Below are 13548 nucleotides of genomic sequence, written 5' to 3'. Positions count from 1 at the left end.
GCAGCAACCCAACGACAGCAGTCTCTGACATGCCGCAAGACGCCACCCTCGCCGTGCAAGGCACGCATAACGTCCACTGGCGCCGCAATCTCGCCGTGTGTTTTGCCGGCTCGTTCAGCACGCTCGCAGCGATGACGCTGCTGTTGCCGTTCCTGCCGCTCTACGTCGAACAGCTGGGCGCCGAGGGCCATGCGGCGATCGTGCAGTGGTCGGGCATCGCCTACGGCGCCACTTTCCTTGCTGCCGCGCTGGTCGCACCCCTGTGGGGGCGGTTAGGCGACCGCTACGGCCGCAAACTGATGCTGGTGCGCGCCAGTTTCGGCATGGCGCTGTGCATGTCGCTGACCGGCATGGTGCAGACTGTCTGGCAATTGGTGTTCTTGCGCCTGCTGATCGGCTTTGCCGGCGGCTATTCTTCGGGCTCGACCATCCTGGTTGCCATGCAGACGCCGAAGGATCGCTCCGGCTGGGCGCTGGGCGTGCTGTCGGCCGGAATCACGGCCGGTGCCCTGGTCGGCCCGCTGCTCGGCGGCGCGCTGCCGCCGCTGATTGGCATCCGCGCCACATTCCTGCTCGCCGGCGGCGTCATTTTCCTGGCCTTTCTGGCAACCACCTTGCTGATCAAGGAGGCCCCTCGCCCGGTTGCCGCCAAGGCCGCGTCAGAAGAAAAGGCGAAAGGCGGCTGGTCGCAAATTCCCGACAAGCGCCCCGTCGTCGCCATGCTGGCGACCGGGACGCTGTTGAGTTTCGCCACCATGTCGATCGAGCCGATCATCACCGTCTATGTCCAGCAGCTCATCGAAGATCCGAGCCAGGTCACGCTGGTCTCCGGCATCGTCATGTCGGCGGCAGCGCTCGGCGCCATCCTGTCGGCGTCGCGGCTCGGCAAGCTCGCCGACCGTATCGGCCACTGGAACGTCATCGTTGCCGCGCTCGCAGTCTCGGCGCTGCTCCTGATCCCGCAGGCCTTCGTCACGCAAGGCTGGCAGCTCGTCGGCCTGCGTTTCCTGATGGGCGTGGCGCTTGGCGGTCTTTTGCCCTGCATCACCAGCGTCATCCGCCACAATGTGCCTGACGGCGTCGGCGGCAATGTGCTGGGCTTGTCGATCTCGGCGCAATATGTCGGGCAGGTCGCCGGACCGTTGCTCGGCGGCTTCGTTGGTGGCCATTTCGGCATGCGCGCGGTGTTTCTCGGCACATCCGTGCTGATGGCGGGCGGAGCGGCCTATAACTGGCTGGTCCAGTCGCGCCGCGAACGCGACATGCTGGCGGAAGCCGGCAAATCCTGACACGGTTCGCGCAGCGCTATCTCAGGCGGTCGCCAGCAATTACGGAGGCCTGGAAAATGAGCACGGATGAACACGCGGCAGGCAGCCGCATTCTGATTTTTGCCGGCGGCCTATGCGGCGCAACCGGCGTGGCGCTTTCGGCGGCGTCGGCGCATCTCGGCGGCGCTTTCGTCGGTACGGCCGCGTCCTTCCTGCTCATGCATGCGCCGGTTTTGCTTGCCGTCGGGCTGCTCGGTGGCAATACCATCCTGCGAAGCGGAAGCCTCATCCTCCTCGTCGGGCTTCTGCTGTTCTCGGGAGATCTCCTCGCTCGCGACTTCCTCGGCTCGCGGCTGTTCCCGATGTCGGCGCCGATCGGCGGCACCTTGCTGATCGGCGGCTGGCTGGTGATGGCCGCCTCGGCGCTGGTGCGCCCGCGCCGCCATTGATGCGACAACCAATGGCGGCCGCTGCTCTTTCACCAGCCGCGCTCGATCCACGAGCTCTGTCTTGCCAGCTCAGTCTCGCGGACGTTCGAGCCGGACTTGCCCGTCGCGCTTGGTCGTCTTGACCACACGCCGTCGCTCCGGCCGTTCGGTAGCCGGCGAGATGCCCCAATAATTGCGATAGATGTCTTCGAACAGATGCTTGACCGGGTGCATGGCTTAATCTCCTCTAGCTTATTTGAATCGATCCAATCAGCAGGCGAAAAAATGCGCTGCCAATCAGCTCCACTCGCGTCGCTTCAGGAAACGCAGGTCGCGAATCCACGGACCGGTCCTGTCGCGCCGCTTCCGGGCCTCCGCGCTCGAGCGGATGCTCCAGTCGTTCCGGTAAATGTCCTCGAACAGATAATTGACGGGGTGCATGGCACTCTCCTCTTGTATCGATCCAATCGGTAGAACGAAAAACGCTCTTGGATCGATTCAAAGAATACGCGCCGCACCATAAATGTCAAGCAAAAATTTGAATCGATCCAAGGAAGGTGTTAGGTAATCGGCGATACTGTTGGACCGGAATCCCGGAGACAAACAAATGGCATCACTCACCGAAGGCAGCAGGAGGCCCATCCGGCTGGCCGACATCGCCAAAGCCGCGGGCGTATCACACGGCACTGCCTCCAATGTCTTCAGCCGTCCCGAAATCGTGCGCGAGGAAGTCCGCGAGCGGGTCAAGGCGGCGGCCGAGGCGCTGGGCTATGCCGGCCCCGATCCAAAGGGCCGCCTGCTGCGTGCCGGCAAGGTCAATGCGATCGGCGTCGCCACCACCGAGCCGCTGTCCTATTTCTTCGACGACCCCTTTGCTCGCGTGATGATGGCCGGCATCTCGGAGGCATGCGACGCCACCGGCGCGGGAATTGCCCTGGTGTCAGCTGGCAACGAGGAAAAACTTGCCTGGAACATCCAGAGCGCCCTGGTCGACGGCTTCATCCTGTTCTGCATCGAGGGCGGTCCGCGCCTCGTCGAGCTGACACGCGAACGAAAGCTCCCCTTCGTCGCGCTCGAGTTCGGCTCGCAGGACGACACGGTCTCGGCGATCAGTATCGACAATGTTGCCGGCGGCCGGCTGGCGGCGCACCATCTGGCGGTACTTGGACATCGCCGCTTCGCCGTGTTGTCGCTGGCCTTCGCCGACGACAGCACCGGACTTGTCTCGCCCGAGCAGGTCCGGACGGCAGCCTATACCGGGACCCGTGACCGCCTCCTCGGCTATTTCGAAGAGCTTTCCCAATTTGGTGTCGACACCGCCAAGGTGCCGGTCTACGAGACCGAAAACGACAAGGCGAGCACAAGGGCTGGTCTCGAAACCATCTTCGCCTCGGCGGAACCGCCGACCGCCATCCTGGCGATGTCGGACCGGATCGCAATGGTGGCATTGGAATGGCTCAACGCACGGGGTATCACGGTTCCCCGCGATGTTTCCGTCGTCGGCTTCGACGGCGTGCCTGAAGCCGCAATTTGCGAGCCTCCGCTCACCACCATCGCCCAGCCGATCGCCGAGATCGGCCGCCGGGCAGCGCGAAGAATCCTCGACTTCGATGGCACAGTGCGGCGAGAAACGCTCGACGTCGAACTTGTCGTCAGGGCATCGTCCGGACCGCCGCCAAGTACAGGCTGACTGGGCAGATCGGCTCCAAATCTTATCTATTGGCCGCCATGGGACCGATGCCAAAGGATGGACGGCCAGGCGGCGCGTTGCGGACCGGCTTGCCCTTGCCGGACCAGCCGATGGCGGACAGCCACTCCAGATAGAAGGCGAGCGCGAACTGCATGGCGATGCCGGCGGCGAGCAGCAGACTGTCATAGGCAATGCCGCCCGGGTTGATCAGCTTCATCACTTGCGCCGCCATGGCAATCACCGTTCCGGCAATGAAAACCGGCAGCGAGCGTTTGCCCAATATGGCGAGCGGATTGTCACGACCGGTGCGGAACAGGTTCGAGACGGAAGGCAAGGCGACGACCAGGTAGCTCATCGCCAGGATGTGCAGCAGTCGCGGCAACGACAGGAATGTCTTGTCGAAACCGGTCAGCACCACCGGCAGGTCGAGCCATGACACATGCCCCCACAGCGGGCTGTGCACCCAGACGAGCGCCGTGAGCACATAGGCGGCGGCGGCGCCGACCAGCCAGCGATTGACCGGGATGGTGCCGCCGCGCCGCACATGCAACACGCTGGCCATGCCGATATTGAACAGCAATTGCCATGACAGCGGATTGAGGAACCAGAACCCGGGCTCCGGGTAGTTCGGTGGCGCGATCTGGTAGATTCCGGCAAGCAGCCAAAGGGCTGCGGACACGGCAAGCGCCGCCAGTGGCCGATAGCTGATGAACAGCAGGAAGGCCGGCGCCATCAACAGCAGCGCTGCATAGACCGGCAGTATGTTGTTGTAACCGAGCTGATGGCCGAGCGTGACGATGCCGACCAGGACTTGTGGCGGGTTTCTGACGAGCGGCTCGATGTTGATCAGCGTCAGAAGGTCCGGCCGTTTCGCAAACACCGCCGCCGCGCAGAAGATAGCCATGACCACCATCGTCGTGACGATGTGGGTGACATAGAGCACGCCGGCGCGGCGCCACATTTTCAGCGTTGCAATCAGCCGGTTTCCCGGCTGGAATTTGGTGCCGTAGGCGAGAGCGACGGACATGCCGGAGATCAGCACGAAGGCCTCGGCCGCATCCGAAAACCCGAAATTCTTGTAGGTCAGGGTTTCGAAAACGGTGCCCGGCACATGGTCGATGAATATGGTCAGGAGGGCGAGAGCCCGGAACACGTCAATACGCGTATCGCGTTCCGGCGAAACTGGCATGGTCATCGATAAAAGGCCTTAAAGCTGGTTGTTCATGCCGGCATGCGACCACCCGGCGCACACTGCTTCGATCCCTCCCGCGGGGATTATATCGGCAAAGAAACGGACTGAAATGCGCCCGGTTCAATCAACTTTCGCGGAGCTTGAAAATATTTCGTTTTGAAGCCGGCAAATTAACGAAAGTAACGCGAAATCAAAAGGATGTGACTATGGCCGAGGAGAGCCTCGAAGACGGTATTTTGCAGGAAAATTCAGGCTTTTTCTACCGGCTCCATCGACCCGCCAATTTACCCGGTGACTGGCTGTTCCTGCAGCATGGATCGGGAGTCGATGAGACGACCTTGCTGCCGCTTGGTCGGCAAATCGCGCCGCATGCGGCGCTGGTTGCGGTCCGTGGCCGCATCCCTCAGGAGGGCGGGTTCCGCTGGTTCACGCGAATCACCCCGACGCGTTTCGAACAGGCGAGCATCCGTGCGGAGGCGGACGCATTCGCGGGCTTCGTCGACGGCATCGCGAAGCGCCACCGCTTCGATCTCAGCCGCGCGACCTTTGTCGGTTATTCGAACGGCGCCAATCTGGTCTCAAGCGTCATGCTGCTGCATCCGGGCCTGATCGAGCGCGCCGCATTGCTGCGTCCGATGCCGGTGCTTGACGAGGTGCCGCCGGCCGACCTGTCGAAGGCGCGGGCGTTGATCATCGCCGGCGCCGCCGACCTGACCTATGCGCCATTCGCGCCGGTGTTGGCCGCCCTGCTGAGTTCGCATGGCGCCAAGGTCGAGACCCAAACCATTGCCTCCGGCCATGAAATCGGCGATCCGGACGCCGAGATCGTCAGGCAATGGCTGGCGGATCCTGCGGTCGCCGTTGCAACGTCAGATCGATGAGCCTCGAAGCTATCCTCGCCCCATGCGGTTCCAGGCGTCCAGCCCGGCGATCTTGTAGGCTTCGGCCAGCGTCGGATAGTTGAAGGTGTTGTTGACGAAGAAGTCGACGGTGCCGCCGAGATTGATGACCGCCTGGCCAATGTGGATGAGTTCGGTCGCGCCCTCGCCGACGATATGGGCGCCGAGCAGACGGCGTGTTTCGATCGAGAACAGAAGCTTCAGGAAGCCGGTATTGACGCCCATGATGTGGCCGCGCGATGTCTCGCGAAACCGCGCCACGCCGACCTCGTAGGCAGCACCACTCTCGCGCACCTGCTCCTCCGACTGGCCGACGGTGGAGATTTCCGGCACGGCGTAGATGCCGTAGGGAAAGGTTTCGGGCGGCGGCGGCAAGGGCACGCCGAACGCATGGCAGGCGGCCACCCTGCCCTGTTCCATCGAGGTCGAGGCCAGGCTCGGAAAACCGATGACGTCGCCGGCGGCATAGATGTTGGGCGCGCTGGTCTGGAAGGTCTGCGGATCGACCTTGATGCGGCCCCTGGAATCGGACTCGATGCCGACCGCTTCCAAGCCCAGGCTGCCGACATTGCCGGTACGCCCGGCAGCATAAAGCACCATCTCGGAACGTATGGTGCGGCCGTCTGCCAGCATCACCTCGGCATAATCGGGTTTGGAGGCGATCTCCTTGACGGCGCTGCCCAAGCGGATGGTCATGCCGCGGTCGCGCATCTGATGGATGAAGTCGTCGACGATCTCGCGGTCGACGAAATCCAACATGGTATTGCGCGGCTCGACCAGCGTCACCGGAACGTCGAGCGCGGAAAAGATCGTCGCATATTCGACGCCGATGACGCCGGCGCCGATCACCGTCAGCGTGCGCGGCAGCCGGTCGAGCTCCAGCATCTCGTCGCTGTCGAAAATCCGTGTTTTGTCGAACGGCACGTCGCGCGGCCGGTGCGGCCGGGTGCCGACCGCGATCAGTGCATGGGCGAAGCCAACCTCGCTGTAGTCGCCGGTGTCGGTGGTCAGGCTGACCTTATTGGGGCCGAGGAATTTTGCCGCGGCGCGAGCGCTCTTGACCGTGTTGCGCATGAACTGGTGCTGCAGCACCTCGACCTCATGGTCGAGCGTCTTGTGCAGGCGCTCGACCAGATCGCCGACCGAAATGTCCTGCTTGACCCGGTAGCCGCGTCCATAAAAGCCGCGCTCACGCCAGCCGGAGAGGTTGAGCACCGTCTCGCGCAACGTCTTCGACGGTATGGTGCCAGTGTGTACCGACACGCCGCCGAGACGCCGGCCCCTGTCGACCACCAGCACCGACTTGCCGAGCTTGGCCGACTGCACCGCGGCGCGGCGCCCGGATGGGCCGCTGCCGATGACCAGCATGTCGTAGTCCATGTCGCCCCGTCCCCTCGGCTCGGCACCTTTTGTTGCGCCGCAGCAAGCTAACGCTATCCGCGCCATGAATTCAACAAGTCAGACGGCGCCGGGCACTCCGTCACCATCTACGGTGGCGAATGGTTCGATCTTGATTCCACCGCGAACCTTCACCATTTCATCAATACGCGGCCCGTGCATTAACCCGGGTTCGATTACGAGGAAATGACATGAACGCTCGCGTTCTCGACGGCGAAATCATCACCAGCAGGCTCGAAGACGTCCGCGCCTATGAGGGCGTGCGCACGCGGCGCATTCTCGCCTTCGTCATCGATTATTTCATCGTCGCGCTGCTCACCATTCCTTTCGCGATCCTGGTGTTCTTGTTTGGGCTGTTGACGCTCGGCCTCGGCTGGATGCTGTTTTCCATTCTCGTGCCGGCCGTCGCCATCCTCTACATCTGGAACACGCTCGGCAGTAAAGATCAGGCCACCACCGGCATGAAGATGATGGGCATCCGGCTCGACCGGCTCGACGGCAGCCGCATCGACGGGCTGACCGCCGTCGTCCATTCGGTGTTGTTTTGGGCCGGCAATGTCATCCTCTCGCCGCTGGTCCTGCTGGTGAGCCTGTTTTCCGACCGCAAGCGCACGCTGCACGACCTGCTGCTCGGCACGGTCGTCAGCCGCAGCGGCCGCTGAGCGGCTTTGAAGCGCGGCCGCGGCCTTTGCGCGCAAAAGTGAAGACGTCCAATCACCCAGGCTTTCACAATCCTGTTGAATTTTTCGGCGTCCGCGCCAAAGGTAGAGCGATTCGCAGGAGTGTTTCCAAGGCTCGATGACGCAGCACCCGACCCAGTCGCCACAGTTCTTTCTGACCGCGCCCTCGCCATGTCCCTATCTCGAGGGGCAGTTCGAGCGCAAGGTGTTCACTCACCTGGTCGGCGACAAGGCCCCCGAGATGAACGATCTGTTGACGCAGGGCGGTTTCAGGCGGTCGCAGAACATCGCCTACAGGCCGGCCTGCGAGACCTGCCGCGCCTGCGTGTCGGTGCGCATCCTGGCGCAGGAATTCACCGCCAGCCGCAACATGAAACGCGTCATACAGCATAATTCGGATCTGGTCGGCGCCATGCACGACGCCGAACCCTCCACCGAGCAGTATTCGCTGTTCCGCAGCTATCTCGACGCCCGCCACCGCCGTGGCGGCATGTCCGACATGACCGTGCTCGACTACGCCATGATGGTCGAGGATACCCATGTCGACACCAAGGTCATCGAATACCGTCGCCGCGGATCTGATAGCTTCATCACCGGCAAGGGCCAGGGCGAACTGATCGCCGTGGCCCTCACCGACAAGATGGCCGATGGCCTGTCGATGGTCTATTCCTACTTCAACCCGGACTTCGAGGACCGTTCCCTCGGCACCTTCATGATCCTCGACCACATCGCCCGCGCCAGGGCGATGGGGCTGCCCCATGTCTACCTGGGCTACTGGGTCAACGGCTCGCGCAAGATGAATTATAAGATGCGCTTCCAGCCGCAGGAGCATCTCGGCCCGAAAGGCTGGGAACGCTACAATCACGAAGCGGTTTCGCGCTGATTTCCGCTTTCGGTATTCACCCTTAAATTGTTTCGAGGAGGATGCCGCTGGGCTTCCGGCCGATCGGCGGAAGACCGGGCGGGTCAATTTTGCGCCTCCAAGCCTATCGCGAGAATTGCTGCATGTCTTCCCACAACGACCACCAGAGAGGCCTTCTGATCACCACCATCGGCGGGTTGACGCTGACCGTCGACATTCCGCTGATCCGGCTCGCCGACGGCGAGGCATGGACGATCCTGCTCTTGCGCACCGGCACGACCTTCGTGGCCACGCTCGTCATCTGGGCCATCTGGCGCTCGCTGAGCGCAAAGGCACCGCAGCTTATCCCGGGCTGGTCAGGGCTCATCGTTGCCGCCCTCTACGGACTCGGCTCGATCGCCTTCATCACTGGCGTCTACAACACCTCGACCGCCAACCTCGTTTTCATCCTGGCCTTCACCACCATGTTCGCGGCCCTTTTGTCGTGGCTATTCCTGAAGGAGAGGCCACAGCCCCTGACGGTCGCAGCGTTGGCATTGATGATCGCCGGCGTCGTGATGATTGTCGGTGATTCCGTCGGAACCGGGCATCTCTTCGGCGACCTGATGGCACTATGCTCCGCCTTCATGATCGCCGCGGCCATCACCATCTCCCGCGCCAGCGGCAAGGATATGGGCTTCACCGCGCTGATCGGAGTCGTGCTGCCACTGGCCATCGCCGCCCTGATGGTTTCCAAGGTGGGTTTTCACGTCAACGCACCGTGGTGGATCGTCTTCAACGGCGCCGTCATCATGCCGATCTCGTTCTTCTGCCTCGCCAACGGTCCGAAATACATTTCCGGGCCGGAAGTGGCGATGTTCTACCTGTTAGAAACCGTGCTGGCGCCGGTCTGGGTGTGGATGATCTTCGCCGAGACCCCGTCGCGCAACAGCCTGATCGGCGGCACGATCCTCATCGTCACCTTGATCGGCCATTCGCTCAGGCAGTTGCACGAGGGGCGTAAGCGCCGCGCTACGCTCGCCGTCAGTCACCCGGCCTGATTCTTTTTCGCGGCGGCGCGTTCGGCGACAATTTCGATCTGCGGCGGTGCATCTTCCTGCTCCGCCGGTTCGGCGGCAGCGAGTTCATCGGTCAGCTCCACCTCGCGCAGCCATTCGCGCCAGATCGCGACCAGCAGGGCCATCAGCACCGGGCCGATGAACAGGCCGAGAAAACCCATTGTCTTGACGCCGCCGATCAGGCCGAAGAAAGTCGGCAGGAAGGGCAGCTTTATCGGTCCGCCAACCAGCTTCGGGCGCAATGTCTTGTCGACGACGAAGAGTTCGACGGCGCCCCAGATGAACAGCGCCAGCCCGGCCATCGGCGAGCCGCTGGCGGCGAGGTAAATCGAGACCAGCGTGAACGACAGCGGCGCGCCGCCGGGGATCAGCGCCATGATGCCGGTCAGTGCGCCGAGCGTCACCGGCGACGGCACGCCGGCCAACCAGTAAGCGATGCCCAGCACCAGCCCTTCGCCGATGGCGATAACGGTCATGCCGGTGACGGTGGAGGAGATCGTCGCCGGCACCACGCGTGAGATCCGTTCCCATCTGGCCGGCAGGATGCGTTCGCCGAGGCGATCGACCTGCCCGGCGAAATGCTCGCCGTCGCGATAGGCGAAGAACAGCGCGATCATCATGAACAGCAGCGTCAGCAAAAGGCCGAAGGCGCTGCCGCCGGCGGCAAGCACGCCGCGATAGATGCTGCCGATATTGGCGCCGCTGATCAGCTGGATCAGTTCGCCGATACCGCCTGGGTGGCCAACGTTGACCGTCCATTGTTCATTGAGCCATTCGCCTACCACAGGCAGCGTGGCGATCCAGTGCGGCGTCGGCGCGCCGTAGCGGTTGGTCTCGATCGCCCAGCCGACCCATTCGCGCACCTCGTTGATGGCATAGGTGCCGGCAAGCGCGATCGGCACCACCAGGAAGGTCAGGATGAACAGGATCGCAAGGGTCGCGGCGATCGTGCGGTTGCCGCCGACGCCGGCGAGCAGCCGCCGATAGAGCGGCCAGCTGGCGAAAGCGATAACCAGGGCGGCAAGGACCGGGAACAGGAAGCCGTGGAAGAAATAAACGCCGGCGGCGACGATCAGCACCAGGAGCCAGCGCGCCGCCGACAGCGGCGGAATGACAGCGGCCCTGAGCGGCGTCGACAGGCCAAACAGGCGCTGCTGCCGCTCCGGCTTCTGTATCCTGACTTCCTTCAAGCGACTACCTCCCCAACGCCCGTGTCGTTCAGATGCGTTATCCCCGCGATTTCCCATGGCGAAGCTTATGCACTGATATAGTGCAGCAATCGTGACGGCATTCCAATTTGGTCGAAAGGAGCCCGAAACAAAAAACCCGCCTTGGGAGGCGGGTCGTCGGTGCGAATCAGCACCATAGTGAAATTAGTAGCATAGCTGCCGGCACAAAGCAAGAACAAAATGCGCCGCCGGGCGCGAAAACACGAATTCCCTTTCACCACCTCGCCTGACCGCCCCCCGAAAGGTCACGCTCCTTCGCGTTCGCGCGCCTACCCGAACTTGCCCGTGCGCGGAAAGCCCTTCGGCACCATGCGACCGGCCGAGGCGCGGGCGCCGATCCATTCGGCAAGCTCGTCACGCGATTTGGTGAAGGTGCGATCTGCCGAATCCTGCCAGGACAGGCCGCTGGCGAGCGTGAAGGTCTTGAGGTCGAGGACGCCGCCATCCTTGTATTTCTGCAGGCGCACGCCCTTGCCGCGTCCCATCTCCGGGATCTCGGCCAGCGGGAACACCAGCATCTTGCGGTTCTCGCCGACAATGGCGAGATGGTCGCCGGCGACGCTCACGCAGCGCTGGGCCTCGTCGGGCGCCTTGACATTCATCACCTGCTTGCCCTTGCGGGTGTTGGCGACGACCTCCTCTTCCTGCACGATGAAACCGTTGCCGTCATGCGAAACCAGCAGCAGCTTGCGCTTGGGATCATGGACGAAGGCGGTGACGATATCCTGGTCGTTGTCCATGTCGACGATGATGCGGATCGGCTCACCATGGCCACGCCCACCCGGCAGCCGGTCGGCGCCGATCGTGTAGAACTTGCCGCCGGTGGTGAAGACCAGCACCTTGTCGGTCGTCTGGGCATGGAAGGCGAGCTTGAGGCTGTCGCCTTCCTTGAAGGTCAGGGCAGAGTGATCGGTCAGATGACCTTTCATGGCCCTCAGCCAGCCCTTTTCCGATACGACGACGGTGACCGGCTCGCGCTCGATCATGGCGTGGGCGATATCGGTCAGGTCATGTTCGGGTGCATCTGCGAACTCGGTCCGGCGCTTGCCGATCTCGGTCTCGGGCCCATATTTCTGGCGAACATTGGCGACTTCCCACTTGATCGTCGCCCACTGCTTGGCGTCGGACGCAAGTAGCGCCTCGATCTGCTTCTTCTCGCCGGTCAGGCCGTTGAATTCCTCACGAATCTCGAATTCCTCGAGCTTGCGCAGCGCCCTCAGCCGCATGTTGAGGATGGCTTCGGCCTGGGTGTCGGTGAGTGACCAGCGGGCCATCATCACCTGCTTGGGCTCGTCCTCCTCGCGGATGATCCTGATCACCTCGTCGATGTTGAGGTAGGCGATCAGATAGCCGGCGAGGATCTCCAGCCGCCTCTCGATCTCGCCGAGACGGTGCTTGGAGCGGCGGATCAAGACGTCGCGGCGGTGCTCAAGCCACTCCTTGAGCACGCCTTTCAGCGACAGCACGTTCGGCACCTTGCCGCGCGACAACACGTTCATGTTGAGCGGAAAGCGGCTTTCGAGCTCGGTCAGCTTGAACAGCGATTCCATCATGATGCCGGGATCGACCGAGCGGCTCTTCGGCACCAGCACGACGCGGATGTCCTCGGCGCTCTCGTCGCGGATATCCTCGAGCAACGGAAGCTTGCGCGCAATCAAGAGCTCGGCGATCTTTTCGATCAGCCTGGCCTTCTGGACGCCATAGGGGATCTCGGTGACGACTATGTTCCAGGTGCCCCTGCCCTGGTCCTCCTGGCTCCATTTCGCCCTGACGCGAAAGCCGCCGCGACCCGTTTCGTAGGCTTCGAGGATCGAGGCTCGGCTGTCGACGATGATGCCGCCGGTCGGGAAATCCGGACCTTGCACGAAGTCCATCAGCTTGGTGACGGGCGCATCCGGATGATCGATCAGGTGAAGCGCGGCGTCGCAAAGCTCGGCCGCATTGTGCGGCGGGATCGAGGTCGCCATGCCGACGGCGATGCCGGACGAGCCGTTGGCAAGCAGGTTCGGGAAGGCGCCGGGCAGCACGGCCGGCTCCTCGTCTTCCTCGTTGTAGGTCGGGCGGAAATCGACCGCGTCCTCGGTGATGCCTTCCAGCAGCAGCGTCGACACGTCGGTCATGCGCGCTTCGGTGTAGCGCATGGCGGCGGCGTTATCGCCGTCGATATTGCCGAAATTGCCCTGCCCGTCGACCAGCGGGTAGCGCATCGAAAAATCCTGCGCCAACCGCACCAATGCGTCGTAGATCGACTGGTCGCCATGTGGATGGAACTTGCCCATCACCTCGCCGACGATGCGGGCGCATTTGGCAAAGCCATGGTCGGGGTTGAGCCGCAACAAGCGCATGGCATGCATTATGCGGCGATGCACCGGCTTCAACCCGTCGCGCACGTCCGGCAGCGCCCGGTGCATGATGGTCGACAGCGCGTAGGCGAGATAGCGCTCTTCCAGCGCCTTCTTCAGATCGACCGGCTCGATATTGTCGCCGCCGCCAGTTTCAGGCGGCAAAAGCCTTTTTCCCATGGGCTGGCACTAGCCGAGCGGGTGATTCGCGGCAAGAGGCGCCGGCATACGTCCTCCTAAAGCGCGTCGCGTTCGACCGGCCTTATGCGCGCGCTTTAGGTCCTTGTTTTGATCCATGTCGCGCAAAACCGCTGCACACTTTTGCGCGACCTGCACTGTGCAACAGGAATTGGAAGCGTCGCGACGCCGGCCAACATCAATCCGTTACATCCGGCTTCTATCGCAAGCCTGATGGATCGGGTTTGCCTTTGGCCGCGATTTTCGACCATTGTGCCGAGGCCCGCCTTTTTCCGGTCCAGTTCGTCGCTGAATGGTGACGACG

The 13548-nt window shown here is 62.9% G+C and carries 13 protein-coding genes; 7 read left to right on the top strand and 6 right to left on the bottom strand.

Annotated features, from left to right (window positions below):
* Positions 1 to 29: 29 nt before the first annotated feature.
* Together NKJ09_RS22075 and NKJ09_RS22070 are read left to right on the top strand one after the other, a co-directional pair.
* Positions 30 to 1289 (top strand): multidrug efflux MFS transporter, encoded by a 1260-nt coding sequence (locus tag NKJ09_RS22075; RefSeq protein ID WP_352495299.1) that lies wholly within the window; start codon positions 30 to 32, stop codon positions 1287 to 1289.
* A 56-nt stretch (positions 1290 to 1345) separates the two neighbouring features.
* Entirely contained in the window at positions 1346 to 1717 is a 372-nt protein-coding gene (locus tag NKJ09_RS22070; protein WP_023717260.1) for a DUF423 domain-containing protein, read from the top strand.
* A 69-nt stretch (positions 1718 to 1786) separates the two neighbouring features.
* Here NKJ09_RS22070 and NKJ09_RS22065 read toward each other — a convergent pair whose 3' ends face one another.
* Both NKJ09_RS22065 and NKJ09_RS22060 read right to left on the bottom strand, forming a co-directional pair.
* Positions 1787 to 1930 (bottom strand): hypothetical protein, encoded by a 144-nt coding sequence (locus NKJ09_RS22065; RefSeq protein ID WP_023717259.1) that lies wholly within the window; start codon positions 1928 to 1930, stop codon positions 1787 to 1789.
* A 63-nt stretch (positions 1931 to 1993) separates the two neighbouring features.
* On the bottom strand, positions 1994 to 2137 hold the full coding sequence (locus tag NKJ09_RS22060; RefSeq protein WP_023717258.1) for a hypothetical protein: 144 nt from the start codon (positions 2135 to 2137) through the stop codon (positions 1994 to 1996).
* 166 nt (positions 2138 to 2303) lie between these two features.
* On the opposite strand from NKJ09_RS22060, the gene NKJ09_RS22055 reads away from it, so the two are divergent.
* Positions 2304 to 3386 (top strand): LacI family DNA-binding transcriptional regulator, encoded by a 1083-nt coding sequence (locus NKJ09_RS22055; RefSeq protein WP_023717257.1) that lies wholly within the window; start codon positions 2304 to 2306, stop codon positions 3384 to 3386.
* A gap of 22 nt (positions 3387 to 3408) precedes the next feature.
* Here NKJ09_RS22055 and NKJ09_RS22050 read toward each other — a convergent pair whose 3' ends face one another.
* On the bottom strand, positions 3409 to 4581 hold the full coding sequence (locus NKJ09_RS22050; protein ID WP_023717256.1) for an OpgC family protein: 1173 nt from the start codon (positions 4579 to 4581) through the stop codon (positions 3409 to 3411).
* Positions 4582 to 4784: 203 nt separating this feature from the next.
* Here NKJ09_RS22050 and NKJ09_RS22045 point away from each other — a divergent pair, with 203 nt between their 5' ends.
* Entirely contained in the window at positions 4785 to 5459 is a 675-nt protein-coding gene (locus NKJ09_RS22045) for an alpha/beta hydrolase (protein ID WP_352495298.1), read from the top strand.
* Between the two features lie 9 nt (positions 5460 to 5468).
* Here NKJ09_RS22045 and sthA read toward each other — a convergent pair whose 3' ends face one another.
* Complete coding sequence (gene sthA / locus NKJ09_RS22040) at positions 5469 to 6857, bottom strand: Si-specific NAD(P)(+) transhydrogenase (RefSeq protein WP_023717254.1); 1389 nt, start codon at positions 6855 to 6857, stop codon at positions 5469 to 5471.
* Between the two features lie 209 nt (positions 6858 to 7066).
* On the opposite strand from sthA, the gene NKJ09_RS22035 reads away from it, so the two are divergent.
* The 3 genes from NKJ09_RS22035 (at position 7067) to NKJ09_RS22025 (ending at position 9457) form a co-directional block, all read left to right on the top strand.
* Positions 7067 to 7537, top strand: a complete 471-nt coding sequence (locus tag NKJ09_RS22035; RefSeq protein ID WP_023674465.1) for an RDD family protein — start codon at positions 7067 to 7069, stop codon at positions 7535 to 7537.
* 136 nt (positions 7538 to 7673) lie between these two features.
* Positions 7674 to 8438 carry an arginyltransferase gene (locus NKJ09_RS22030; RefSeq protein WP_352495297.1) on the top strand — a complete coding sequence of 255 codons (765 nt, stop codon included), beginning with the start codon at positions 7674 to 7676 and terminating at the stop codon, positions 8436 to 8438.
* Between the two features lie 122 nt (positions 8439 to 8560).
* Positions 8561 to 9457 carry a DMT family transporter gene (locus NKJ09_RS22025; RefSeq protein WP_352495296.1) on the top strand — a complete coding sequence of 299 codons (897 nt, stop codon included), beginning with the start codon at positions 8561 to 8563 and terminating at the stop codon, positions 9455 to 9457.
* Here the strand turns inward: NKJ09_RS22025 and NKJ09_RS22020 are convergent.
* Both NKJ09_RS22020 and parC read right to left on the bottom strand, forming a co-directional pair.
* Positions 9445 to 10665: an AI-2E family transporter gene (locus tag NKJ09_RS22020; protein WP_023717250.1), complete on the bottom strand. Its 1221-nt coding sequence runs from the start codon at positions 10663 to 10665 to the stop codon at positions 9445 to 9447. The two genes, NKJ09_RS22025 and NKJ09_RS22020, sit on opposite strands and share 13 nt — an antisense overlap.
* 308 nt (positions 10666 to 10973) lie before the next feature.
* The gene (parC, locus tag NKJ09_RS22015) at positions 10974 to 13226 is read right to left on the bottom strand and encodes a DNA topoisomerase IV subunit A (RefSeq protein WP_352495295.1); all 2253 of its coding nucleotides are present in this window, start codon (positions 13224 to 13226) and stop codon (positions 10974 to 10976) included.
* Between the last annotated feature and the right edge of the window lie 322 nt (positions 13227 to 13548).

Source organism: Mesorhizobium sp. M0189 (genome assembly GCF_040322135.1).
Classification (GTDB): Bacteria; Pseudomonadota; Alphaproteobacteria; order Rhizobiales; family Rhizobiaceae; genus Mesorhizobium.
The sequence above is the reverse complement of the archived record's forward strand: the minus strand, read 5'-3'. Positions and strand labels throughout refer to the sequence as shown.